This is a genomic window from Salinarimonas sp. NSM, assembly GCF_052380005.1.
In the GTDB taxonomy this organism is placed as follows: Bacteria; Pseudomonadota; Alphaproteobacteria; order Rhizobiales; family Beijerinckiaceae; genus Salinarimonas.
Genome location: NZ_JBQTCJ010000074.1, coordinates 1 through 22,015, shown reverse-complemented (window position 1 = coordinate 22,015; position 22,015 = coordinate 1). Strand labels below are relative to the sequence as shown.

Annotated in this window: 24 protein-coding genes; 8 read left to right on the top strand and 16 right to left on the bottom strand. The window is 73.1% G+C overall.

Annotated elements, in window-relative coordinates; translation table 11 throughout:
* Positions 1 to 40: 40 nt before the first annotated feature.
* From ACTZWW_RS20215 to ACTZWW_RS20205, 3 genes are read right to left on the bottom strand one after another with little or no spacing between them, the layout of a single operon-like run.
* Positions 41 to 736: an alpha/beta fold hydrolase gene (locus tag ACTZWW_RS20215; RefSeq protein ID WP_444782770.1), complete on the bottom strand. Its 696-nt coding sequence runs from the start codon at positions 734 to 736 to the stop codon at positions 41 to 43.
* A gap of 16 nt (positions 737 to 752) precedes the next feature.
* A complete protein-coding gene (gene trxB / locus ACTZWW_RS20210; protein ID WP_444782769.1) occupies positions 753 to 1,754 on the bottom strand; it encodes a thioredoxin-disulfide reductase in 1,002 nt (333 codons plus the stop codon).
* A gap of 5 nt (positions 1,755 to 1,759) precedes the next feature.
* Positions 1,760 to 2,830 (bottom strand): mitochondrial fission ELM1 family protein, encoded by a 1,071-nt coding sequence (locus ACTZWW_RS20205; RefSeq protein WP_444782768.1) that lies wholly within the window; start codon positions 2,828 to 2,830, stop codon positions 1,760 to 1,762.
* A 96-nt stretch (positions 2,831 to 2,926) separates the two neighbouring features.
* Here ACTZWW_RS20205 and ACTZWW_RS20200 point away from each other — a divergent pair, with 96 nt between their 5' ends.
* Positions 2,927 to 3,412, top strand: coding sequence for an Lrp/AsnC family transcriptional regulator (locus ACTZWW_RS20200; protein ID WP_444782767.1), 486 nt, complete (start codon positions 2,927 to 2,929; stop codon positions 3,410 to 3,412).
* A gap of 37 nt (positions 3,413 to 3,449) precedes the next feature.
* On the opposite strand, the gene infC is transcribed toward ACTZWW_RS20200, so the two are convergent.
* Entirely contained in the window at positions 3,450 to 3,971 is a 522-nt protein-coding gene (gene infC, locus ACTZWW_RS20195; protein WP_029032163.1) for a translation initiation factor IF-3, read from the bottom strand.
* Between the two features lie 286 nt (positions 3,972 to 4,257).
* On the opposite strand from infC, the gene ACTZWW_RS20190 reads away from it, so the two are divergent.
* The gene (locus ACTZWW_RS20190) at positions 4,258 to 5,160 is read left to right on the top strand and encodes an MBL fold metallo-hydrolase (RefSeq protein ID WP_444782766.1); all 903 of its coding nucleotides are present in this window, start codon (positions 4,258 to 4,260) and stop codon (positions 5,158 to 5,160) included.
* A gap of 27 nt (positions 5,161 to 5,187) precedes the next feature.
* Here ACTZWW_RS20190 and ACTZWW_RS20185 read toward each other — a convergent pair whose 3' ends face one another.
* Both ACTZWW_RS20185 and ACTZWW_RS20180 read right to left on the bottom strand, forming a co-directional pair.
* The gene (locus ACTZWW_RS20185; RefSeq protein WP_444782765.1) at positions 5,188 to 5,988 is read right to left on the bottom strand and encodes a response regulator; all 801 of its coding nucleotides are present in this window, start codon (positions 5,986 to 5,988) and stop codon (positions 5,188 to 5,190) included.
* 153 nt (positions 5,989 to 6,141) lie between these two features.
* A complete protein-coding gene (locus ACTZWW_RS20180) occupies positions 6,142 to 7,077 on the bottom strand; it encodes a tyrosine recombinase XerC (protein WP_444782764.1) in 936 nt (311 codons plus the stop codon).
* 85 nt (positions 7,078 to 7,162) lie between these two features.
* On the opposite strand from ACTZWW_RS20180, the gene ACTZWW_RS20175 reads away from it, so the two are divergent.
* A complete protein-coding gene (locus ACTZWW_RS20175) occupies positions 7,163 to 9,343 on the top strand; it encodes a primosomal protein N' (protein ID WP_444782763.1) in 2,181 nt (726 codons plus the stop codon).
* A 243-nt stretch (positions 9,344 to 9,586) separates the two neighbouring features.
* Here ACTZWW_RS20175 and ACTZWW_RS20170 read toward each other — a convergent pair whose 3' ends face one another.
* Both ACTZWW_RS20170 and ACTZWW_RS20165 read right to left on the bottom strand, forming a co-directional pair.
* The gene (locus ACTZWW_RS20170) at positions 9,587 to 10,594 is read right to left on the bottom strand and encodes a 2-hydroxyacid dehydrogenase (RefSeq protein ID WP_444782762.1); all 1,008 of its coding nucleotides are present in this window, start codon (positions 10,592 to 10,594) and stop codon (positions 9,587 to 9,589) included.
* 35 nt (positions 10,595 to 10,629) lie between these two features.
* Complete coding sequence (locus ACTZWW_RS20165; RefSeq protein ID WP_444782761.1) at positions 10,630 to 11,556, bottom strand: 1-phosphofructokinase family hexose kinase; 927 nt, start codon at positions 11,554 to 11,556, stop codon at positions 10,630 to 10,632.
* A gap of 259 nt (positions 11,557 to 11,815) precedes the next feature.
* On the opposite strand from ACTZWW_RS20165, the gene ACTZWW_RS20160 reads away from it, so the two are divergent.
* From ACTZWW_RS20160 to ACTZWW_RS20150, 3 genes are all read left to right on the top strand, one after another.
* Positions 11,816 to 13,006: a YihY/virulence factor BrkB family protein gene (locus ACTZWW_RS20160; RefSeq protein ID WP_444782760.1), complete on the top strand. Its 1,191-nt coding sequence runs from the start codon at positions 11,816 to 11,818 to the stop codon at positions 13,004 to 13,006.
* Between the two features lie 89 nt (positions 13,007 to 13,095).
* Positions 13,096 to 14,049 (top strand): hypothetical protein, encoded by a 954-nt coding sequence (locus ACTZWW_RS20155; RefSeq protein WP_444782759.1) that lies wholly within the window; start codon positions 13,096 to 13,098, stop codon positions 14,047 to 14,049.
* Positions 14,050 to 14,059: 10 nt separating this feature from the next.
* The gene (locus tag ACTZWW_RS20150; protein WP_444782758.1) at positions 14,060 to 14,854 is read left to right on the top strand and encodes an MOSC domain-containing protein; all 795 of its coding nucleotides are present in this window, start codon (positions 14,060 to 14,062) and stop codon (positions 14,852 to 14,854) included.
* A 26-nt stretch (positions 14,855 to 14,880) separates the two neighbouring features.
* On the opposite strand, the gene ACTZWW_RS20145 is transcribed toward ACTZWW_RS20150, so the two are convergent.
* The 4 genes from ACTZWW_RS20145 to ACTZWW_RS20130 are packed head-to-tail and all read right to left on the bottom strand — an operon-like array spanning position 14,881 to position 18,447.
* Positions 14,881 to 15,687, bottom strand: coding sequence for a response regulator (locus ACTZWW_RS20145; protein WP_444782757.1), 807 nt, complete (start codon positions 15,685 to 15,687; stop codon positions 14,881 to 14,883).
* A 52-nt stretch (positions 15,688 to 15,739) separates the two neighbouring features.
* Complete coding sequence (locus ACTZWW_RS20140) at positions 15,740 to 16,111, bottom strand: response regulator (RefSeq protein WP_444782756.1); 372 nt, start codon at positions 16,109 to 16,111, stop codon at positions 15,740 to 15,742.
* A 9-nt stretch (positions 16,112 to 16,120) separates the two neighbouring features.
* The gene (locus ACTZWW_RS20135; RefSeq protein WP_444782755.1) at positions 16,121 to 17,899 is read right to left on the bottom strand and encodes a sensor histidine kinase; all 1,779 of its coding nucleotides are present in this window, start codon (positions 17,897 to 17,899) and stop codon (positions 16,121 to 16,123) included.
* Between the two features lie 8 nt (positions 17,900 to 17,907).
* Positions 17,908 to 18,447 (bottom strand): hypothetical protein, encoded by a 540-nt coding sequence (locus ACTZWW_RS20130; RefSeq protein WP_444782754.1) that lies wholly within the window; start codon positions 18,445 to 18,447, stop codon positions 17,908 to 17,910.
* A gap of 225 nt (positions 18,448 to 18,672) precedes the next feature.
* Between ACTZWW_RS20130 and ACTZWW_RS20125 the strand changes: the two genes are divergently transcribed.
* The gene (locus ACTZWW_RS20125; RefSeq protein WP_444782753.1) at positions 18,673 to 19,182 is read left to right on the top strand and encodes a CIA30 family protein; all 510 of its coding nucleotides are present in this window, start codon (positions 18,673 to 18,675) and stop codon (positions 19,180 to 19,182) included.
* Here the strand turns inward: ACTZWW_RS20125 and ACTZWW_RS20120 are convergent.
* Positions 19,173 to 19,451: a DUF6356 family protein gene (locus ACTZWW_RS20120; RefSeq protein WP_444782752.1), complete on the bottom strand. Its 279-nt coding sequence runs from the start codon at positions 19,449 to 19,451 to the stop codon at positions 19,173 to 19,175. The two genes, ACTZWW_RS20125 and ACTZWW_RS20120, sit on opposite strands and share 10 nt — an antisense overlap.
* Positions 19,452 to 19,573: 122 nt before the next feature.
* Between ACTZWW_RS20120 and ACTZWW_RS20115 the strand changes: the two genes are divergently transcribed.
* Positions 19,574 to 20,050 carry an Lrp/AsnC family transcriptional regulator gene (locus ACTZWW_RS20115; RefSeq protein ID WP_444782751.1) on the top strand — a complete coding sequence of 159 codons (477 nt, stop codon included), beginning with the start codon at positions 19,574 to 19,576 and terminating at the stop codon, positions 20,048 to 20,050.
* A gap of 33 nt (positions 20,051 to 20,083) precedes the next feature.
* On the opposite strand, the gene pal is transcribed toward ACTZWW_RS20115, so the two are convergent.
* The 3 genes from pal to ACTZWW_RS20100 form a co-directional block, all read right to left on the bottom strand.
* The gene (gene pal, locus ACTZWW_RS20110) at positions 20,084 to 20,596 is read right to left on the bottom strand and encodes a peptidoglycan-associated lipoprotein Pal (RefSeq protein ID WP_444782750.1); all 513 of its coding nucleotides are present in this window, start codon (positions 20,594 to 20,596) and stop codon (positions 20,084 to 20,086) included.
* A 211-nt stretch (positions 20,597 to 20,807) separates the two neighbouring features.
* Positions 20,808 to 21,197 carry a Cu(I)-responsive transcriptional regulator gene (cueR, locus tag ACTZWW_RS20105; RefSeq protein ID WP_444782749.1) on the bottom strand — a complete coding sequence of 130 codons (390 nt, stop codon included), beginning with the start codon at positions 21,195 to 21,197 and terminating at the stop codon, positions 20,808 to 20,810.
* On the bottom strand, positions 21,194 to 22,015 hold an 822-nt coding region (locus ACTZWW_RS20100), incomplete at its 5' end, for an HAD-IC family P-type ATPase (RefSeq protein WP_444782748.1). The genes ACTZWW_RS20100 and cueR, both read right to left, overlap by 4 nt.

Here is a 22,015-nt window from a genome sequence, read left to right as displayed (position 1 = left end):
GGCGCCCGCGCCGCGGCGCGCGGGTGAGGCGGCGCGTCGCTCAGGCGGCGAGCCAGCGCGCCAGCGCCGCGTTCACCGCGTCCGGCGTCTCGAGCGTCGGCAGGTGGCCGGCGCCGGGGACGATCTCGAGGGTGGAGCCGGCGACGAGCTCGTGCATCAGGGTGTGGCGCTTGACCGGGCAGAGCCGGTCGTCCTCGCCGCAGAGCACGAGCGTCGGGCCGCGATGGGCGCGCAGCGTCTCCTCCTGGCCCGCGCGGCTCGCGAGCGCGCGGGACTGGCGCACGAAGACATCCGGCCCGAGGTCGCGCGCCATGGCGCGCATGACCTCGAGGATGTCCTCGCGCGTGCTCTCGCGGTGCAGCAGCACCGGCTCGACGTCGCGCCGCAGCACGGCGTCGAGCCCACCGGCTTCCACCTCGGCGATCTGCCGCACGCGCATGGCGTGCGCGCCTTCCGAATCGGCGCGCGGGTCGGTGTCGAGGAGCGCGAGCCGGCGCACGCGATCGGGCGCCTGCCGCGCCATCTCCATCGCCACGATCCCGCCCATCGAGAGTCCCGCGAGCGCGAAGGCCGGCGGGGCGTCGGCCAGCACCGCCGCGGCGAGCGCAGCGATCGTGTCCGCGCCGGAGACGTCCGGAACGATCACGGTGCGGCCCGCCGACAGCGCCGCGATCTGCGGCGCGAACAGCCGCGCGTCGCACATCAGGCCGGGGAGGAGGAGGAGGGGCTCGGCCACGCGTCTCACTCCCAGGTCACTCCCACGCGCCGATCATCTGCTCGTGCTTGCGCTCCTCCGCGCGCACCGCCGGATCCGACGCGTGCTCGGCGAGGAACTTCTCCGCCTCGAGCGCGGCCATGCAACCGAGCCCGGCTGCGGTGACCGCCTGGCGGTAGACGTCGTCGGCGACGTCGCCCGCGGCGAAGACGCCGGGGATGGCGGTGCGCGTCGTGCCGGGCTCGACGACCAGATAGCCGCCCTGCTTCGTCGGCAGCTGGCCGGCGAACAGCTCGGTGGCCGGCTTGTGTCCGATGGCGATGAAGACACCGTCCGCGCGCAGCTCGTCGACGGCGCCGGTCGTCGTGTCCTTCAGCCGCACGTGCGTGACCGCCCGCGGCGTGCCGCCGCCGCAGATCTCCTCGACGGCGGCGTTCCAGCGCACGGCGATCTTCGGGTGGGCGAACAGGCGGTCCTGAAGGATCTTCTCGGCGCGCAGGCCGTCGCGGCGGTGGACGAGGGTGACCTTCGCCGCGAGGTTGGCGAGGTAGAGCGCCTCCTCCACCGCGGTGTTGCCGCCGCCGACAACCACGACCTCCTTGCCGCGGAAGAAGAAGCCGTCGCAGGTGGCGCAGGCCGAGACGCCCGCGCCCTGGAACGCCTCCTCCGAGGGGAGGCCGAGCCACTTCGCCTGCGCGCCGGTGGCGATGACGAGGGCGTCGGCGAGCCAGACGTCGCCCGAATCGCACTCGAGCCGGAAGGGGCGGGCGGAGAGGTCCACCTTCGAGACGTAGTCTGACACCATGCGCGTGCCGACGTGCTCGGCCTGGGCGCGCATCTGGTCCATCAGCCAGGGGCCCTGGATCACGTCGGCGAAGCCGGGATAGTTCTCGACGTCGGTGGTGATGGTGAGCTGCCCGCCCGGCTGCAGGCCGGAGATCAGCACCGGTTCCAGCATGGCGCGCGCGGCGTAGATGGCGGCGGTGTAGCCGGCGGGGCCGGAGCCGATGATGACGAGCTTCGCGTGCGTCTGCGCCATGGTCCCTACTCTCCTCGTTCCGTCTCGACGCCCGGGAGCGCCGTGCGCGGCAGGCCCAGTGCGTCCCGGTGGGCCAGGTACGCCCGCGCCAGCGCCCGCGCCACCACCGGCGTCGCGTCCAGCGGCTCGGCCGGCGTGCCCTCGAGACGCCCGCGCAGCGGCCGTGCGACACCTCGCGCCTCGAGGCCGCGCATCAGCGCCTCGAGCTTTCGATGCCCGCCCGAGGGCGAGAACACAAGCACCGGAACGCCCGCCGCCGCGGCTTCCCCCAGCATGTTGGTCGAATCGGCCGTGACGACGATCGTGTCCGCGAGCGCCAGGAGGGCGATATAGGGGTTCTCCCCCGCGTTCGCGACGCTGCCGTCGAAGAAGAAGCCGCCGGTCTCGTCGGCGAGGCGCCCGAGGCCGGCGCGCAGGGCGGGCGGCGTGCGGCGCGAGGCGGTGATCATCAGCCGCGCCCCGTCGTCGCGGGCGAGACCGGCGAGATCGGCGATGAAGCGGGCCTGGTCGGCTCGCGTGAAGCGGTGGTGGCGGCTGTCTCCGCCCGCGAGCACCGCGACACGCGGACCCGGCAGCCGGGCGAGCCGCGAATCGGGCGCGGCCCGGGCCGCGGCGAGGCGCGCGGGCGAGACGCGATGGGGCGCGGTGAGGGTGACGAGGACGTTCTCCCCGCGCAGCCGGTCGTGCTCGGCGACCCAGACGAAGTCGGCCGCCTTCGGGCCCGTGCGCGGGTCCTTCAGGAAGGCGGTGAAGACGCGACCGCCGCTCGCGCGCTTGAGCGCCGGCAGGTAGGGCACCGCGCGGCGGCCCGACGCGACGACGAGGTCCGGCCACGGCTCGGGCAGCGGTCCGCCGGGACGGCCCGGTCGCTCGCGCGGGTCGATCGGGCCGCGAGGCGCGAGCCAGGCGAAGAGGGCGCGCGGGGCGACGCGGCGGATCTCGGGCAAGAGCCCCAGCGCCTCGGCGACGCCCAGGCACTGCATCTCGTCGCCGGCCTTGCCGTCGGTGAGGACGACGGCACGGGTCGGCGCCGGGTCGGGCGCGAGGTCCGGGTGATGGATGCGGCTCGTCGGCACGGGGACAACGCTCGCCTTCTCCGCCGCGCCGCTTGTGCGGGAGCCATGGGCGGTCTACCTACGACGTGGCGCGATGGCCAGCGGAGCTCTTCTTACGTGCGCGGACGCCTCGATTCCATAGATCTCGCGATCCTGCGCGAATTGCAGGCGGACGGCAGCATCACCAACGTGGAGCTCGCACGCCGGGTCGGCCTGTCCGCGCCGCCCTGCCTGCGCCGGGTGCGGGCGCTGGAGGAGGCGGGGGTGATCAAGGGCTACCGCGCCCTCGTCGACCCCAAGCCGCTGGGCATGGAGGTCGTCTGCTTCGCCATGGTCCAGCTGCAGAGCCAGAAGCAGTCCGACCTCGCCGCCTTCCAGGCGCACGTGAAGGACTGGCCGTCGGTGCGCGAGTGCTGGACGCTGTCGGGGGACATCGACTTCATCCTGAAGTGCGTCGCCCCCAACCTCTCGGCCTTCCAGGCCTTCGTCGGCGCGCTGACAGAGCTGCCGAACGTGCGCAACGTGCGCACGGCTCTCACGCTCGACCAGGTCAAGGACGAGCCGATCGTCCCCATCGACGAGATCGATCCCGCCGACGCGTGAGCCCCCGCGGTGCGCCCGCCGACGGGGAGGCCCCGCGTCAGCGCGGGGCCAGGATCATGATCATCTGCCGGCCTTCGAGCTGCGGCTCGACCTCGACCTTGGCGAACTCCTGGGTCTCGGCCTTCACGCGCTCGAGAAGCTTGAGGCCGAGGTCCTGGTGCGCCATCTCGCGGCCGCGGAAGCGCAGGGTGATCTTCACCTTGTCGCCCTCCTCGAAGAAGCGCCGGACGTTCTTCATCTTCGTCTCGTAATCGTGCTTGTCGATCGCGGGACGAAGCTTCACTTCCTTGACCTCGACGGTCTTCTGCTTCTTGCGCGCCTCGGAGGCCTTCTTCTGCTGGTCGAACCGGAACTTGCCGTAGTCGAGCAGCTTGCAGACCGGCGGCTCCGAGTTGGGCGCGATCTCGACGAGGTCGAGTCCGGCTTCCTCGGCGACGCGCAGGGCGTCGAAGAACGACAGGACCCCGCGGTTCTGCCCCTCCTGGTCGATGAGCTGAACCTCGCGGACGCCGCGAATGTCACGATTGGCGCGCGGACCCTCCTTCTGGGGCACCGGCATGGCTCTCATGGGTCGGCGAATGGCTGATGTCTCCTCGTTTGCGGGATGCGCAGGAAGGCCGCGCCGCGGATGCGGCCGGCCGTGGGGCGCATGTGCCCGGTTACCGGCGATCGATCGGATGCTCGATCACGTAATCGAGCATGTTTGCGCAATCGCGCCATAAGTCAAGGTGCAGGCCGCCGCTCGATCGCCGCTCGACCGGAGATCCGCTCCCCCTTGCATCCCGCGCCGCCGACCTGATATATCCGAATATTAGAAATGTCTAACGTTCAAGAAGGAGATCCGCATGCGCCTCCCGCACTCCCCCTCGCGCGGGCCCGGAAGCCCGGACGTCCAGCCCTTCTACGACGCCGCCACCGGCTCGCTGCAGTACGTCGTCTCGTGCCCGGAAACCCGGCAGGCGGCCATCGTCGATCCCGTGCTCGAGCTCGATCCGCGGGCGGCCGCGACGCGCACCGACCTGGCGCAGGACATCCTCGCCTGGGTCGCCGAGAAGGGCCTCACCGTCGCGCTCGTCCTCGACACGCACCCCCACGCGGACCACCTCTCCGCCGCCGGCTGGCTGAAGGAGCGCACCGGCGCGCCGATCGCCATCGGCGAGCGGGTGCGGCGCGTGCAGGAGATCTGGCGCGATCTCTACGCCATGGATGACTTCCCCGCCGACGGCTCGCAATGGGACCGGCTGTTCGCCGATGGCGACACGTTCCGGATCGGCGGGCTCGAGGCGCGGGTGATGCTGTCGACCGGCCACACGGTGGCGTCGGTCACCTATGTCGTCGGCGACGCCGCCTTCGTGCACGACACGCTCATGATGCCCGATTCCGGCTCCTCGCGCGCAGACTTTCCGGGCGGCGACGCGGGCGAGCTGTACGATTCGATCACGGCCATCCTCGCCCTGCCGGATGCGACGCGCCTCTTCGTCGGGCACGACTACCAGCCCGGCGGGCGTGCCCCGGCCGGGGAGGCGACCGTCGCCGAGCACAAGGCGTCGAACAAGCACTTCAAGGACCGGCCGTCGAAGGAGGAGTTCGTGCGCATCCGCTCCGAGCGCGACGCGACGCTGCCCCTGCCGGATCGGATGCTGATGGCGCTTCAGGTCAACATGAACGGCATGCGGCTTCCGGAGCCCGATGCGAAAGGCCGGCGCATCCTGCGCATCCCGCTCGACCGCTTCCCCTTCCACGGCTGAGCGCGGAGAGAGAGACCCGCGCCGTCGTCAGCGCAGGGCGGCGACGCGGGCCTTCGCCTCGGTCTCGGGCGTGAGGGCGTTCATCAAATAGGGGCGCCGCAGGCCGTAGATCTTGTGGAAGACCTTCTCGACGTCGCGGATGTAGAAGGGCTTGGCGAAGAGCGCCTCGACGCCGAAATGCTTGAGCGCGCCCGGCAGCGTGGTCGCCGGAGAGACGCTCATGATCAGCAGCTTGGTGTCGGGCGCGACCTCGCGCGCCTGGCAGGCGGTCTCGAGCCCGTCCATGCCCTTGAGGTTCATGTCGAAGAGCGCGAGGTCGTAGCTCGTCAGCTGGAGCAGCTTGAGAGCGTGGCGTCCGGCGTCGGTCTCGTCGATCTCGAAGGAGAAGCGGCTGCGCTCGAAGATCTTGCGCACCGTCGCCCGCGCCGTGTCGGCGTGGTCGACGAGGAGGAGGCGCAGCGGCTGGCGCATGCGCCGGTGATTCTTCAGGAGCGCCATGACGTGGTCGGCGTCGATCGGCTTCTTGATGAACTCGTAGGCGTCGAGCTCGACCGAGAGGTCGACCCAGTGCTTCATCACGCCGTCGGCCATCAGAATGGTGAGCGGCCGAACGCCCTGGTGCCGGGCGACGGCCATCGCCTCGGCGCCGGAGATGCCGTCCATGTGGACGTTGACGAAGGCGATGTCGGGGCGCTCGGCCGTCAGCGCCTCGAGCGTCTCGCGCCCTTCCGTCGTCTCGATCACCTCCATGCCGGGGTCGAACCCCTTGAGGGTGACGACCAGGCTCAGCCGGGATCCCGCGGCGGGATCGGCGACGAGAACGCGCACCGGACGCCGCTCCTCGGCTGCACTGCGCGCCGTCCGCTCGACCATGCCGACAAGTCCCCCGTCTCGACTGACGGCCGGATGGTAAGCAGGATTGCTTTGCAGAAGGTTACCCCGCCGAATTCGGCAATTATCGCGCGCTTCTGTCGTATTCTGCTACCGAAGGCGCGCGCGCGGATGTGCCGCCTCCACCGCCGCGAGGAGCCCCGCGGCGTCGACGCGGGTGTAGACCTGCGTCGTCGACAGGGAGGCGTGGCCGAGCAGCTCCTGGATGGCGCGCAGGTCGCCGCCGCGGGCGAGGAGGTGCGTCGCGAAGGAATGGCGCAGCGCGTGCGGCGTCGCCGAATCGGGCAGGCCGAGCGCGCCGCGCAGCCGCGCCATCGCACCCTGGACGATGCGCGCGTTCAGCGGGCCGCCCTTCTCGCCCCTGAACAGCGGCGCATCGGGAGCGAGTGCATGCGGGCATGCGGCGAGGTAGGCGCACACGGCCTCGGCGACCGGCGCGATGACCGGTACCGCGCGGGTGCGCCCGCCCTTGCCGGCGACCGTGAGCGTCGCGCCGGCGACGGTCGGCGCGTCGCGCCGCAGGACGCCGAGCGCCTCCGAGATGCGCAGGCCCGCCCCGTAGAGGAGCGCGAGCACGGCGGCGTCGCGCACCAGGACCCAGGTCGGACGGTCCTCGTCGGCGCGCAGGTCGGGGTCGGTCAGCGCGATCGCGGCGGCGGGGGCCACGGGGCGCGGCAGGTCGCGCTTGCGCCGCGGGCCGCGCACGGCGGCGACGCCCGCCATCTCGACCCCCGTCTCGCGCGAGAGCGCGCGTACGAAGCCGCGCACGGCGGAAAGCTTGCGCGAGAGCGTCGCGTCGACAGCGCCGTCGGCCCGGCGCGCGGCGAGGAAGGCACGCAGGTCCCGCGCCGGCAGCGCCGCGATCGTCGCCGCGTCCGGCGGCCCGCCGAGATGCTCGGCGAGGAAGGTCAGGCATTGGCGAATGTCGCGCCCGTAGGCCTCGATCGTGCGCGGCGAGTACCGCCGCTCGGTCGCCAGCGCGACGAGATGCGCCCGCAGGGCGGCGTCGACGGCGGGAGCGATCATGGGGCGCGGCTCGGGATGGCGCGGGTCGTCGTCATGGCGTAAGTCTCGTCGTCCAGGCTCACCAAACCGTCAACGCCGCCCGCCCATGGTCCAGACGCTGGCGGACGTCCTCGTCCCGCTGCCCCTCGACACGCTGTTCAGCTACCGCGTCCCGGACGGGATGGCGCTCGTCCCCGGCCAGCCGGTGCGCGTGCCCTTCGGCCCGCGCGAGGCGGTGGGCGTCGTCTGGGGCCTGCGCGAGGGCGCGGGGGCGAACCTGAAGGCGCTCGCCGGCCCGATCGAGGCGCCGATCCTGCCCGAGAACCTGCGCGCGCTCCTCGACTTCGTGGCGCACTGGACGCTGGCGCCCAAGGGGGCCGTGCTGCCGATGGCGTTCAAGCTCGCGGACGCGAGCCGGCCCGAGGCGACCCGCGTCGGCGTGCGCACGACCGGGGCGCTGCCCAGGCGCATGACGCCCGCCCGCGAGCGGGTGCTCGCCCTCGCCGCGGATGGCGTCCCCCGCGCGAAGCGCGAGCTCGCCCTCGGCGCGGGCGTCAGCGCGGGCGTCGTCGACGGCCTGGTCGACGAGGGCGCGCTCGAGACGCTGGCGCTCCTCGATCCCGTTGCGCCGGCTCCCGACCCCGACCACGCTCCCGCGCGGCTCTCTCCAGCCCAGCGCGCCGCCGCGGACGCGCTCGCCGCAGCCGTGCGCGAGACCGCCTCGGGCGTGCCCGCGCCGATCCTGCTCGAGGGCGTCACCGGCTCGGGCAAGACCGAGGCCTATTTCGAGGCGATCGCGCAGGCCCTGCGCCTGGGTGGCCAGAGCCTCGTGCTGATGCCCGAGATCGCGCTCACCTCCGGCTTCCTCGACCGCTTCGCGGCGCGCTTCGGCGTGCGCCCGGACGCCTGGCATTCCGGCGTGACGGGCAGGCGCCGCGAGCGGCTCTACGCGGACATCGCTTCGGGCGCCGCCAAGGTCGTGGTCGGCGCGCGCTCGGCGCTGTTCCTGCCCTACGCCGCGCTGAAGCTCGTCGTCGTCGACGAGGAGCACGACGCCGGCTACAAGCAGGAGGACGGCGTCCACTACCACGCCCGCGACATGGCGGTGATCCGCGGCCGGCTCGAGCCCGCCGCCGTGGTGCTCGCCTCCGCGACGCCCTCGCTCGAGACGCGGGTCAACGCCGAGCGCGGGCGCTATGCCCACATCCGCCTGCCGGAGCGCTTCGGCGGGCGCACGCTGCCAGACATCGCCACGATCGACATGCGCAGGTCCGGCCCTCCGCAGGGCCGCTGGATCGCGCCGCCGCTCGCCGCGGCGATCGAGGCGGCGAACGCGCGCGGCGAGCAGGCGCTGCTCTTCCTCAACCGCCGCGGCTTCGCGCCGCTGACGCTGTGCCGCGCCTGCGGGCACCGCTACGAGTGCCCCAACTGCACCGCCTGGCTCGTCGAGCACCGCTTCCGCCGCGCCCTCGTGTGCCACCATTGCGGCCATGTCGAGCGCACGCCGGACCATTGCCCCTCCTGCGGCGGCGTCGACACGATCGTTCCCTGCGGCCCGGGCGTCGAGCGCATCGCCGAGGAGGTGGCGGCGCTGTTTCCGGAGAAGCGGGTGATCACCCTGTCGTCCGATTTCCCCGGAGGTGCCGAGCGGCTGCGGGCCGAGCTCGACGCCATCGCGTCGGGCGCCTGCGACATCGTCATCGGCACGCAGCTCGTGGCGAAGGGGCACAATTTCCCGCTCCTGTCGGTGGTGGGCGTGGTCGACGCCGACCTCGGGCTGACCTCCGGCGATCCGCGCGCGGCGGAGCGCACCTTCCAGCTCCTCCAGCAGGTGACGGGCCGGGCCGGGCGCGGCGACCGGCCGGGTCGGGCCTATCTGCAGACGTTCCAGCCCGCGCACCCCGTGATCGCCGCCCTCGTCTCGGGCGACGCGGAGCGCTTCTACGCCGAGGAGACGGCGCAGCGCGAGGCGGCGCGCCTGCCGCCTTTCGGCCGCCTCGCCGCGCTGGTCGTGACGGGCGCGGACAAGGAGGCGACGCACGTCCACGCCCGCGCGCTGGTGCGCGCCGCCCACGCCATGGGCGTGCTCGACGCCGACCTCTCCGTGCTCGGCCCGGCGGAGGCGCCCATCGCCATGATCCGCGGTCGCCACCGCGTGCGCATCCTCGTGCGCGCGGCGCGCACCCGCGACCTCCAGGGCTTCCTGCGCGACTGGCTCGCCGCCGGCCCGAAGCCGACCGGCGGCATCCGCGTGCAGGTGGACGTGGACCCGCAGAGCTTCCTGTGACTCGCGCGGCGCGGCACCGGCGTCGAGCCCCTTCTGCACGCCCCACACCCCCGACCCCTCTCCACGAGGGAGAGGGGAGACCGTCGGCGGGCTTCATCCGTGTGGTCGAATGATCTGATGCCGAGGGTTGGAAGGACGCGCACGACGTCGGTGACGCGCGAGCGGGAGCTCCCCTCTCCCTCGTGGAGAGGGGCGGGGGGTGTGGGGCGTTCGGACGGGTTCGCAACGTCGATGCCGGCGCACCTAGTCCGCGATCTTCTCCACCGACACCGCGTGCACCGGCGCCCCCGTCTTGGCGAAGGCGTCGATGTTGGCGAGCGTGGTCTGCGCGATGTTGCCGAGCGCCTCCTTGGTGAAGAAGGCCTGGTGGCCGGTGATCAGCACGTTGGGGAAAGTGAGGAGCCGCGCGAAGACGTCGTCGCCGAGGATGGTGTTGGACAGGTCCTCGAAGAACAGGTCCCCCTCCTCCTCGTAGACGTCGAGCGCGAGGTTGCCGATGCGGCCGGACTTCAGGCCCGCCAGCACGGCCGGCGTGTCGATCACCGCCCCGCGGCTCGTGTTGACGATCATGACGCCGCGCTTCATCCGCGCGATCGCGTCGGCGTCGATCATGTGGCGCGTCTGTGGGGTCAGCGGGCAGTGCAGCGAGACGATGTCGGCGCGCGCGAACAGGTCCTCGCGCGACACGTAGGCGATGCCGTGCGCGACGCAGTCCGGGTTCTCGGCGACGTCGTGGGCGATCACCGTGCAGCCGAAGCCCTGGAAGAGGCCCGCCGTGATGGCGCCGATCTGGCCGGTACCCACGATGCCCACGGTCTTGCCGTGGAGGTCGAAACCGAGCAGGCCGTCGAGGGCGAAGTTGCCTTCGCGCACGCGGTTGAAGGCGCGATGGATCTTGCGGTTGAGCGCGAGCACGAGGGCGAGCGTGTGCTCGGCCACCGCGTGCGGCGAGTAGGCCGGCACGCGCGCCACCGCGATGCCGAGGCGGCGTGCCGCCTGGAGGTCGACGTTGTTGAAGCCCGCGCAGCGCAGCGCCACGAGCTTCACGCCGCGCTCCGCGAGCCGCTCGAGGGCGGCGGCGTCGCAATGGTCGTTGACGAAGACGCACACGGCCTGCGCCGCGTCCGCCAGCACCGCGCTGTCGGCGGTGAGCGTCGCCTCGACGAAGACGAGCTCGTGGCCGAGCGGGCGCGCGGCCTGGTGCAGGAACGCGCGGTCGTAGGGCTTTGCGCTGAAGACGACGACTTTCATCCGGTTTCGATCCTCGCTCGCTCTCGCTGCATGCGTCACGCGCCGATCTCGGCGCGCAGGCGCGCGACGTCGGCGCGCTTGCACAATTCGGTGCCGGGCGTCAGCACCGCGGCGGTGCCCGCCGCCATGCCGATGACGAAGGCCTCGCGCGGGGACAGCCCCGTGGCGAGGCCGAAGGTCATGCCGGCGACGAACGAATCGCCCGCGCCCACCGCCGAGCGCACCTCCACCTGGGGCACCTCCTTGCGCACGACGCCCTCGCGCGAGGCGAGGATCGCACCCTCGTGCCCGAGCGTCACCGCGACGAGATCGACCTTGCGGGCGGCCACGAACGCCATCGCCGCGGCGCCGATCGCGTCGGCGTCCGGCAGCGGGCGTCCCACCGCCTTCTCCAGCTCGCCGTGGCTCGGCTTGACCAGATGGACCCCGCCGTGGGCGAGCGTATCGGCAAGCGCCGCGCCCGACGTGTCGAGCACGAGCTTCGCGCCCTTGGCGGCCGCGATGTCGGCGATGCGCGCGTAGAAGCCCGGCGGCGTGCCCCGTGGCAGCGAGCCGGAGGCGACGATCCAGTCGACGTCGCGGCCCTCGATCTCGGCGAGCACGGCCGCGCACTCGCCCTCGCGCAGCAGCGGACCCTCCGGGACGAAGCGGTATTCCTTGCCCGACGAGCGCTCGAAGACGACGTGGCTGATGCGCGTGTCGTCGTGGATCGGGATGCGCGTGAAGGCGATGCCGCGCTGGCCGACGAGCGTGTCGAGCACGCCCCCGGTGGCGCCGCCCGCCGCGTAGACCGCGCAGGCCCCGGCGCCGAGCTCGGCGAGCACCCGCGCGACGTTGATGCCGCCGCCGCCGGGATCGTAGCGCTCGTTCGAGGTGCGGATCTTGTGGGTATGGCGCACGACGTCGGCCTCGGCCGAGCCGTCCACGGACGGGTTGAGGGTGAGCGTGAGGATGGGCTTCATGCGCTCTCCGTTGGCGTGCGCGCTTCGAGGGGGACGGCCGCGCGCCGGCGCGCGGCGCATGCGCCGGCAGCCCGTCGACGGCCGAACGCCTCGATCGTTCCGCGGCGCGGATGTGAAGGCCCGCACCCTCGACGACTTCGCTGCGCCGCGCAATTGCGGGCATGTCCGGACGGGAAAGCGCGGAACCGTGGCGCTCGCCCCCAAGTTCCCCGTTCCCCTACCCGATCTCCACGACCGGACGACGACGAGACCCTCGACCATGGACGCCTCCGCCCCGCAGCCACGCCGCGACGCGCCTCCCGCGCGCATCCCGACGCTCGGCCTCGTCGCCGCCACCGCGATCGTCGCCTCGGCCGCCTATCTGCGCCGCGATCGCCGCGATCGCCGCGCCGGCGGCCCGGCGCGTGACGAGGCCCCGCCGGGGAGCGTTCGCGCCCCGGACGTCGCCCGCGGTGATGGCTCGCGCCTGCGACCCTCGAAGGCCCCCGATCGTCCCGCCGACCGCGATCCCGCACGCGGGCGCCACGCGCAGAGCCCCGGCGAGATCCCGCGCACCGGCTGGATCGACATCGCCAAGCGCGTCGCCACCGAGTTCTCCCGCGACAGGCTGATGGCGGTGGCCGCCGGCGTGACCTTCTACGCGCTCCTCGCTCTCTTCCCGGCGATCGCCGCCTTCGTCTCGCTCTACGGCCTCTTCTTCTCCCCCGAGGAGGTGAGCCGGCAGGTGGCGAGCCTGTCGGGCGTCATCCCGAGCGGGGCGATCGAGATCATCGAGGACGAGGTCGGGCGCGTCGCCGGGCAGGGTGGCGGGGCCTTGACCTTCGGCGTCGTCGGCGGCCTCCTGCTCACGCTGTGGAGCGCGAACTCGGGCATGAAGGCGATCTTCGACGCGCTGAACGTCGCCTACGACGAGGACGAGGCGCGCGGCTTCCTGGCGCTCAACGCGCTGACGCTGCTGTTCACGCTGGGGGCGCTCGTGATCGGCGGCGGGCTCGTCGCCGCGATCGCCGTGCTGCCGGCGGTGCTCGCCGCCGTGCCGCTCGGCGCCGAGATCGAGACGCTGCTGCGCTGGCTGCGCTTCCCCATCGCGCTCGTCCTGGTGACGGCGCTGCTCGCCCTGATCTTCCGCTACGGCCCGAGCCGCACCCGCGCGCGCTGGCGCTGGGTGCTGTGGGGCGCCGGCATCGGCGCGGTCGCCTTCGTCGGCTTCTCCATGCTGTTCACCTGGTACGTCTCGAACTTCGGCTCCTACAACGCCACCTACGGCTCGCTCGGTGCCGTCGTGGGCTTCATGGTCTGGATCTGGCTCTCGACGACGATCGTGCTCCTCGCCGCCGAGCTGAACGCGGAGATGGAGCGCCAGACCGCGCGGGACACGACGGTCGCCCCCGAGCGTCCTCTCGGCCGGCGCGGCGCCCAGGCGGCGGACACGGTGGCGCCCGCGCCTTGATCGCGCACGATCGGCGTCCGCGGCGCTTGCATGCGGGCACGGCTTCCGCTTCATGGAAGATACCGAAGCCCACCGCCGTCCGGATCCCCATGCCCGCGTCCCTCCGCCTCGCCGCCGCCGTCCTCCTCGCCGTCGTCGCGACGGCTCCCGCCGCGCGCGCCGCGAGCCTCGACGGGCTTCCCGTCACGATCGAGAACCGCACGATGCCGGCCTTGTGCGCGGGCGCGCGCAACGTGTCCCTTACGCTCGTGTCTGATCAGGCGCGGCGCTTCACGCTCACCGCCGCGCACCCCGCCTACCTGCCGATGCTCGGCGCGGCCGAGGCGCCCGCTGCCGACCTCCTCGCCTGCGACGGGGCGACCGCGGCGCGGCCGGAGGCGGAGGCACCCGTGCGAACCACGCTTCACGAGGACGAGGGCGTACGCCTCGTCGGCGTGCGCCGCCCGGGCGGGCTGTTCGCGACGGCGGACGTCCCCGTGCGCGTCGGCGACGCCGCGCCCGCCGGCTTTTCCGAGATCGAGCTGTGGGTGACGGACGCGGGGCGCACCGAGCGGGTGCTCACGCTCGAGACCGGAACGGGGCTGTGGCGGATGCGCCCGCTCGCGCCGGAGGGGCGCACCACGACCGCCTTCGGCGCCGGCGCCGTGATCGGCCCGCTCGCGGCCGACGGGATGCGGACCGCGATCGAGAGCGTCGTCTTCGCGCCGCGGGCGCGCACGATCCAGCTCGCCTTCGCCGAAGGCGGCGGCGTCGCCGTGCGGCTCGCCGGGCTCGACCGCGAGCGGATCGTCCTCGAGGTCGTCTTCGACAGGCCCGTGACCGGACGCCCCTTCGCGGCGATCGTCGGCGACCACGTCGTCCGCGGCGTCTCGGAGATCGCCGAGGTGGCGGTGCGCGAGGCGGACGCGCCGGGCTGGCGCGAGGCGCCGATCACCGAGTTCGAGGGCGCGGTCGCGACCGACCTTTGGGCGGGCCGCACGCTCCCCTCGAGGCGGGCGACGAGCGCGCCCGATCTCGCGCTCGGGCGTTTTCAGCCGCTGTGAGGAGAACGGGATGCGGATCGCCGGCCTCTACCGATATCCCGTCAAGGGCCTCTCGCCGGAGCCGATGGCGCGCGTCGCGCTCGCAGCCGGCGCCTTCGTGCCGGGAGACCGCATCCACGCCATCGAGAACGGCCCCTCCGGTTTCGACCCGGCCGCGCCCGTCCATCGCTCGAAGCGCCACTACCTGATGCTGATGCGCAACGAGGCGCTCGCCCGGCTCGTCACCGCCTACGACCACGACACCGGCGTCCTCGTCGTGCGCGAGGCGGGCTCGGAGGTGGCGCGCGGGGATCTCGGCACGGCGGAGGGCCGCGCGGCGATCGAGGCGTTCTTCGCCGGCTTCATGGGTGATGCGCTCGACGGGCCGCCGAAGGTGCTGAGCGCGCCCGACGGCTACCGCTTCACGGATTCGCCCACGGGCTACGTCTCGCTCGTCAACCGCGCGAGCCTCGCCGAGATCGAGGCGCGCGTCGGCTCGCCGGTCGATCCGCTGCGCTTTCGCGCGAATCTCGTCGTCGAGGACCTGGCGCCCTTCGCCGAGCACGATCTGGTCGGGCGCACGCTGGCCGGACCGTCGGGCCTGCGGCTCGTCGTGCGCGAGCGCACCGTGCGCTGCGCGGCGACGAACGTCGACCCGGCGACCGGCATCCGCGACCTCGCGATCCCGCGCACGCTGATGCAGGCCTATGGCCACATGGACTGCGGGGTCTATGCGGAGGTGGTGGCCGACGGCACGCTCGCGGTGGGCGAGCGGCTCGCCGTCGTCCCTGCCGAGGAGACCGGGCGCGCGCCGCTGCCGTTCTGAAGCGCCGGCTCGGGACGCGCGGGTGATCAGCCGAATTTCTGATCGAGCGCTTCGAGGTAGCGCGCCACCTTCTCGCGACCGTCCGCGGTGAGGCGCACCAGGATGCGCCGCCCGTCCGTCGGGTCGCGTCGCCGCTCGATCAGGGCGGCTGCCGCCATGTCGTCGAGGCGCCGCAGGGCCGTCGTCGTCGAGACCCCCGAGACGAGGCAAAGGCTCGTGACCGGCACCTCCTCGCCTCGCGCCCCGGCGTTGGCGAGGTCGAGCAGCATCTCCCAGACCGGGTCCTCGAAGAGGTCGGGCCCGAAGATGCGCTTGCGCTCCTTGCGGATGGCGAGCACGGAGGCGAGGCGCTCCCCCGCGGTGGGGCTGCGGCGCGGCGCGCTGGTCGTGGCCTCGACCGGGGCGGGCTCGTCCTCGCGCCGCATGCAGGCGGCGCGCAGGGCGGCTGCGACCTCGTGGGCATCCACCGGCTTCTGCAGGAAGTCGTGCGCCTCCACACGCAGCGCGGCGACGGCGCGCTCGAGCGTCGCCTCGCCGGTGAGCACGATCGCCGGCAGAGGCTGCTCGCGTCGGCGCGTGCGCAGCTTGCGCAGGAGCTCGATCCCGTCGATCCGCGGCAGGCCCACGTCGACGACGATCGCCCCGATGTCGGGATGGCGATCGACGGCTGCGAGCGCCTCGGTGGCGTCGTGGGCGCACACGACGCGCAGCCCGAGCCGTTCCAGCCCCTCGGCCAGCTCCTCGACGAAGGCGGTGTCGTCGTCCACCAGGAGCGCCGTCGGCACCGTCGTCGCCCCCGTCGCCTCGCGCGTGCTCGTCGTCGTCCCGATCACGTTCGTCCTCGCTCGATCGCCAGCAGACAAACGTATGTTAGCTCGCAGTTCTTCACGTTTCGTATGCGTGATCTGCCAAAGCCGCGTTCAATTCCTCCGGCGCGAAGGGCTTGCGCAGGACGCCCGACGCGCCGGCGGCGAGCGCCTGGGCGAGGCCGGCGTCGCCCTCGTGCCCGGTCATGACGAAGAAGCGGCGATCGCGTCGCGCGCAGGGGTCGCAGCGGGCGGCGCGCATCAGGGCGAGCCCGTCGAGGCCGGGCATGCGCCAGTCGGTCACGACGACGTCGATCTCCGGGCGCAGCGCCAGCAGGTCGAGCGCGGCGCGCGGCCGGCTCTCGCCGAGGACGGCGAGGCCCCGGCGCTCGAGCATCTCGACGATCTCCTCGAGGAGCTCCTCTTCGTCGTCCACGACCAGGATCATCATCCGGCTCCGTCAGGCTGCCGCGGCGGCGCGGGCGGGTGTGGCGAGCGGAAGGCGCACGTCGAAGAGCGCCCCGCCCGCCACCGTGTCGGCTCCGACACGCCCGCCCATGTCGGCCACGATCTTGCGCGCGAGCGCGAGACCGAGCCCGGTCCCCTCGCCGGCGGGCTTCGTGGTGACGAAGGGCTCGAACAGGCGCTCGGCGATCTCCGGCGGCAGCCCGCCGGCATTGTCGTGCACCTCGACGACGAGCATGCCCTCCTCGACCTGCGCACGCACCCGCACCCGCGGCTCGGGCGTGCCCGCCGCCCGGCGCTCGGGCGGGCCGAAGGCGTCGTGGGCGTTCACGAGCAGGTTGACGAGCACCTGCTCGAACAGGGTCGGATCGCCGGCGACGAAGCTGCCGCGGGCGTCCTCCACCCGTATCGACAGCGTGATGCCGGCCCGCTGGTACTGCTCGGCGACGGCGCCCACCGCGCGCTCGATCGCCTCCGGCGGCGAGAACGGCGGATGCGGGCGGTCGTCCCCGCGCCGTACCAGCCGCCGGATCTGATCGGTGATCCGTCGAGCGCGGTCGACCTGCGCGTCGATCCGCGCGAGCTTGGGCCTGAGCTTCTCGGCCGGCGCGCCCTCGTCGAGGAGCGCGAGCGCGTTGGAGGAGGCCATCTTCATCGTCGCGAGCGGCTGGTTGATCTCGTGCACGATCGCCGCCGCCATCTCGCCCACCGTGGCGAGCGTGGAGGCCTGCATCGCCTCGCGCTCGGCCGAGCGCGAGCGCGTGGTCTCGACCAGCGCGTAGAGGCTCTGCTCGCGTCCGTTCCAGACGATGCGGCTGTGGAGCACGGTGCAGCTCATCAGCCAGCCGCCGGGATGGCGCAGGGTGACCGGCACCGCGGGATCGGACGGGCGCCGCGCCAGCGCGCCGCGCGCGCCGACGGCGCGGCGGCACTGCCCGATCGCCGCCCGCCAGGCGCCGTCGCGCGGATCGTCCGCGACGAGCCCCGCCGCGCTGGCGTTGATGAACACGGCCGCATCCGTGTGCGGGTCGGCGACGACGAAGGCGACCGGGGCGGCCTCGATCATGCGCCTGAGGCTCGCCTCGTTCTCCGCGGCTTCGGCGCGGGCGGCGCGCATCTCGTCGAGGCCGTGCTCGGCGCGCCGGACCTGGACGATCAGGAGCCCGACGAGGATCGCCCCGGAGATCACCAGCGAGCCGAGCGGCAGGATCGCGGTCGCCTCGCTCAGCTCACTCTCGCGCCGGAAGAGCCGTTCGTTGTAGGCGACGGTCTGCTGGAGCATCTCCTGGAGCGGCACCTCGAAGGCTGCGATCCGTGCCCGCCAGCCGTCGAGCCGCGCGCGGATGCCGGGCTCGTCGAAATCGGCGGCGTAGACCTCGTCCGCCACCGCGGCGACCTCCGCTTCCATGCGCGCGGCGAGCTCCGGGACGCCGGGGAGCGAGGAGAGGAAGTCGCCCTCGTCCGACGTCGTGATCAGCGGCAGGCGCGAGAGCAGGATCTCGAGCCGCAGCGTCGCCTCGGAGAGGCCGGCGGGGGAGGGTGCATGCGCGGCGAGCTCCAGCGCGGCCAGGCTGCGCACGTGCTCGAGCTTGGCCTGGTAGGCGGTCCAGCCCGAGGCGCGGATCGTCTCGGTGAGGAGCGCCTTCTGCTCGATCTGGCGCACGTAGACACCCGCCGTCGCGGCGATGAAGACGCCGCAGGCGAGGATGAGGAGCGCGACGAGCGCGACGCGTCGCCGCCGGATCATGGCCGGGCGGACCGGAGGGCGGCTCACGGTGCGGCTCACCGGCCGGCCGCCACGAAGACGATCTCGTGGACCTGCCAGATCATGCGGGCATGGTGCCGCTGGGTCTGAAGCGCGGGATCGGAATCGAGCGGGTAGACGAGCCAGATCGGGCCGCGGTCGCGCACCCGCATGCGTGCACCGTCGACCCGTGTCGCCAGAACGGGATCCCAGGCCGACCAATCCTCCGCCGGCACGGCGATCGTATAGTCGTTGAGCGCGGTGAGCCGCGCCTCGGCGATCTCGCCGGCCTCGGGCGCGAGCGCGGCCAGCGCGCCGAGCCGCGCGCCCTCGAAGCGCACGACGCCCTCGGTCCAGGGCGTCGTCGTCTCGATGGCGATCGGGGCGAGCGCCTCCAGCGCGTCGAGGTCGAAGCCGCGGCGGGCGATCTCGGTCCCCTTGTCGTCGACCCAGCGGGCGACGAGCATGTCCTGCGCCGCCGCCGGGGAGGCGAGCGGGGCCGCTCCGAGGAGAGCCGTCGCGAGCGCGAGGAGAAGGGCGAGGGCGGGGATGCGGTGGGCGCGGGACGAGCGGGACATGCGCGAGAAGCTCCGCGAGACGGGGTGGTGCAGCGGCCTGGCGGCAGGCCGGGCATGCCGGGTTTCGGTTTCGGGAGGAAAGCAGAAATTCCTTGCTCAATTCACCGCGTCTTCTCTCCGAATCGAGAGCGGCCGGCGCGAATCCGCTCCATTCTGGAGTGACACCGCTCGCGAGCTCGGGCTCGCTCCCGACCCCACTTTACCACCCTTCGCCGAGGACGCCCCATGATCCTGAACGACTTCTCCCGCGCAGACGGCGACGCCGACCCCGATGCCGGCGCCTGGCGCTTGATCTCAGACCGGGTGATGGGCGGCGTCTCGGACGGGCGCGCGATCGTCGAGACCGTCGCCGGACGCCGGGCGCTGCGGCTCACCGGGCGCGTCAGCCTCGAGAACGACGGCGGCTTCGTGCAGATGGCCCGCGATCTCGCCCCCGACGGCGAGCCGGTCGACCTCTCCGGCTTCGCGGGGCTCGAGCTCGACGTGATCGGCAACGGCGAGGCCTACGGCGTCCACCTGCGCACCCGCGACGTGGCGCGTCCCTGGCAATCCTATCGCGCCGGGTTCGTCGCGCCGCCGGGATGGACGCGCCTGCGCCTGCCCTTCGCCGACTTCCGCCCGCACCGCATCGAGACGCCGCTCGATCTCTCGGGTGCGCGACGCATCGGCCTCGTCGCCATCGGGCGCGCATTCCAGGCCGACCTGGCTCTCGCGCGGCTTTCGCTCTACCGCTGAGCCGAGGCCTCGCCGCGTGCCGGCCGGGCGCCGTGGCGCACGCGGTTGGCCACCATGCGCTCGTGCAGCTCGGTCACGGCGCGCGAGCCGGTCTTGGTGAACAGGAAGGGGAAGACGCCGTGGGCGAGGCAGGCGAGCCCCGCGAGCAGCATGCGCCCGCCGAAGGAGAAGGCGACGCCCATGTGCTCGAGATAGGTCTCGCCGACGGAGGCGGGGTGGTCCGTGAAGGACAGGCGGCGCGGGGTCTCGTGCGAGGTCTCTCGGGTCATCGGGCGGCTCCGGGGTGCGGTCTCGTCGCGAGCCCCATCATCGCTCCGCCGGCCGGCAAGCGCTTTGCCAATGTCGCGCCCACGCGCTAGGTTTGCGCAATCCCTTTGCGCGAGACCCGCGAATGACGGAAAAAACCACCCTCGATACGACCGATCGCAGAATCCTCGCCTGCCTCCAGGAGGACGCGACCCAGCCGCTCGACGCGCTCGCCGCGCAGGTCGGGCTCTCGCCCTCGCCGCTGTGGCGGCGCATCCGCAAGCTGGAGGAGGCGGGCGTCATCGTGCGACGGGTCGCGCTGCTCGACCCGGACAGGCTCAACGTCGGCGTGACGGTGTTCGTCATGGTGCGCACGAGCCGCCACGAGGCGGAGTGGGCGCGGCGCTTCTGCGAGGCGGTGGCCAAGATCCCCGAGGTGGTCGAGCTGTGGCGCATGAGCGGCCAGGTCGACTACCTGCTGCGCGTCGTCGTGCCCGACATCGCCGCCTACGACCGCGTCTACAAGCGGCTGATCGCGGTCGCGGACCTCTACGACGTGTCCTCGTCCTTCGCCATGGAGCGGATCAAGAACACGACGGCGCTGCCGCTCGACTATGCGTGAGCGGCAGCGGCGTTTCGGGAAGCGGGGGGCGCGTCAGGCGCCGGCGCCGCCCTCGAGCACGGTGACGGCCCGGCGGTTCTGCGACTGGCAGGACGTGTCGGAGCAGGCGGCGGCGGGGCGCTCCTTGCCGTAGGAGACGGTGCGGATGCGACCCGTGTCGACGCCGCGCGCCGCGAGGTAGTCGCGCACGGCCTGGGCGCGGCGGGCGCCGAGCGAGAAGTTGTACTCGCGCGTGCCGCGCTCGTCGGCGTGCCCCTCGATCAGCACCGCGTAGCGCGGATAGCGCGCGAGCCACTGCGCCTGCAGGTCGAGCGTCGCCTGGGCGGTCGACGTGAGCGTCGATTGGTCGGTCTCGAAGAAGACGCGGTCGCCGACGTTGACGGTGAAGTCCTGGGCGGAGCCCGGCGTGGCGGAGCCGGCGACGCCGCCGGCGCCCGCGCCGAGCTCGGCGCCGGGTGGGGTCGCAGCGCAGGCGGCGAGCGCGAGGGGCAGGGCGACCACCGCCGCGAGGCGGAGGGCGCGAACAGAAGAGAGCGACGCGAGCATGGCGGACCTGTGACTCCTGGAGACCGGATGCGGGCGGGCGCACGTGCCCCGTCGCACGCCGACCCGTCCCTTGTTTGCCCCGTCGTGGTTGACGAAGCCTTGACGGACGCGCGGCGAATCCCCTGCGTCGCGTCTCGATTCGGTCAGGGTTAATCGAGCGTGAATACGGCGTAACGGCGGCGGTGCCGCGCGCCCGCCGTGGGCGCCGCGATCACGGGCTCGCGAGGTCGGCGAGGATGGGGCAGTCCGGCCGGTCGTCGCCCGCGCAGCAATGCGAAAGGTGCTCGAGCTGGTCGACCATCGCCTGGAGGTCGGTGATGCGCGTCTTCAGGTCGGCCACGTGCCGGTCCGCGATCTCCTTGACCTCCCGGCTCGGCCGCCCCCGGTCGCGCCACAGCGCGAGGAGCCGGGCGATCTCCTCGATGGAAAAGCCGAGCGCGCGGGCGCGGCGGATGAAGACGAGCTCGTGCAGCTCGCGCGCGTCGAAGTCGCGGTAGGAGTTGCCGGCCCGCCCCGCGGGGGCGAGCAGGCCGATCTCCTCGTAGTAGCGGATCATCTTCGCAGAGACGCCGGAGCGCCGGGCGGCCTCGCCGATCCTCATGCCGCGCCTCCCCGCGAGGAAGCGGCACCCGACGTCGCGGCCGCCGCCGAGCGCGCCTTGGGCTTCCAGCGCCGCAGCAGCAGCGCGTTGGAGACGACCGAGACGCTGGAGAAGGCCATCGCCGCGCCGGCGATGACCGGGCTGAGCAGGCCGAAGGCGGCGAGCGGGATGCCCGCGGCGTTGTAGGCGAAGGCCCAGAACAGGTTCTGCCGGATCTTCGCCTGCGTCGCCCGCGCGATCTCGATCGCGTCGGCGACCGCCTCGGGATCGGCGCGCATCAGGGTCACGCCCGCGGCCTCCATGGCGACGTCGGTGCCCGAGCCCATGGCGATGCCGAGGTCGGCGGCGGCCAGCGCCGGCGCGTCGTTGATGCCGTCGCCGACCATGGCGACCTCGCCGAAGCGGGCCTTCAGCTCGGCGACGATGCGGGCCTTGTCCTCCGGCAGGACCTCGGCCACGACCTCGTCGACACCGATGGCGCGGGCGACGGCATGCGCGGCGCCGGCATTGTCGCCCGTGAGCATGACGGAGACGATGCCCATGGCCTCGAGCCGCGCGACGGCGTCCGCGGCGGTGTCGCGAGGGAGGTCGGCGAAGGCGAGGAGCGCGACGAGGCGGGGTGCCTCCTGCGGCGTGCCGCCGAGCCGGGCGAGATAGGACACGGAGCGCCCCTCCTCCTGCGCGGCCCGCGCATCCTGCGACGCGGCCTCGATCGCGACGCCGAGATCGGCCATGTGCCGGGCGCTGCCGATGGCCCAGCGGGCATCCCCGGCGCGGCCCTCGAGGCCCCGCCCGGCGACCGCGCGCACGTCCGCCGC

Excerpts from the sequence above, each read along its gene's own strand:
- trxB (WP_444782769.1), bottom strand. The coding sequence starts at position 1,754 with ATGGCGCAGACGCACGCGAAGCTCGTCATCATCGGCTCCGGCCCCGCC.
- infC (WP_029032163.1), bottom strand. The coding sequence starts at position 3,971 with ATGCCGGTGCCCCAGAAGGAGGGTCCGCGCGCCAATCGTGACATTCGC.
- ACTZWW_RS20190 (WP_444782766.1), top strand. The coding sequence starts at position 4,258 with ATGCGCCTCCCGCACTCCCCCTCGCGCGGGCCCGGAAGCCCGGACGTC.
- ACTZWW_RS20180 (WP_444782764.1), bottom strand. The coding sequence starts at position 7,077 with ATGATCGCTCCCGCCGTCGACGCCGCCCTGCGGGCGCATCTCGTCGCG.
- ACTZWW_RS20175 (WP_444782763.1), top strand. The coding sequence starts at position 7,163 with ATGGTCCAGACGCTGGCGGACGTCCTCGTCCCGCTGCCCCTCGACACG.
- ACTZWW_RS20170 (WP_444782762.1), bottom strand. The coding sequence starts at position 10,594 with ATGAAAGTCGTCGTCTTCAGCGCAAAGCCCTACGACCGCGCGTTCCTG.
- ACTZWW_RS20165 (WP_444782761.1), bottom strand. The coding sequence starts at position 11,556 with ATGAAGCCCATCCTCACGCTCACCCTCAACCCGTCCGTGGACGGCTCG.
- ACTZWW_RS20160 (WP_444782760.1), top strand. The coding sequence starts at position 11,816 with ATGGACGCCTCCGCCCCGCAGCCACGCCGCGACGCGCCTCCCGCGCGC.
- ACTZWW_RS20155 (WP_444782759.1), top strand. The coding sequence starts at position 13,096 with ATGCCCGCGTCCCTCCGCCTCGCCGCCGCCGTCCTCCTCGCCGTCGTC.
- ACTZWW_RS20150 (WP_444782758.1), top strand. The coding sequence starts at position 14,060 with ATGCGGATCGCCGGCCTCTACCGATATCCCGTCAAGGGCCTCTCGCCG.
- ACTZWW_RS20140 (WP_444782756.1), bottom strand. The coding sequence starts at position 16,111 with ATGATGATCCTGGTCGTGGACGACGAAGAGGAGCTCCTCGAGGAGATC.
- ACTZWW_RS20130 (WP_444782754.1), bottom strand. The coding sequence starts at position 18,447 with ATGTCCCGCTCGTCCCGCGCCCACCGCATCCCCGCCCTCGCCCTTCTC.
- ACTZWW_RS20125 (WP_444782753.1), top strand. The coding sequence starts at position 18,673 with ATGATCCTGAACGACTTCTCCCGCGCAGACGGCGACGCCGACCCCGAT.
- ACTZWW_RS20120 (WP_444782752.1), bottom strand. The coding sequence starts at position 19,451 with ATGACCCGAGAGACCTCGCACGAGACCCCGCGCCGCCTGTCCTTCACG.
- ACTZWW_RS20115 (WP_444782751.1), top strand. The coding sequence starts at position 19,574 with ATGACGGAAAAAACCACCCTCGATACGACCGATCGCAGAATCCTCGCC.
- pal (WP_444782750.1), bottom strand. The coding sequence starts at position 20,596 with ATGCTCGCGTCGCTCTCTTCTGTTCGCGCCCTCCGCCTCGCGGCGGTG.
- cueR (WP_444782749.1), bottom strand. The coding sequence starts at position 21,197 with ATGAGGATCGGCGAGGCCGCCCGGCGCTCCGGCGTCTCTGCGAAGATG.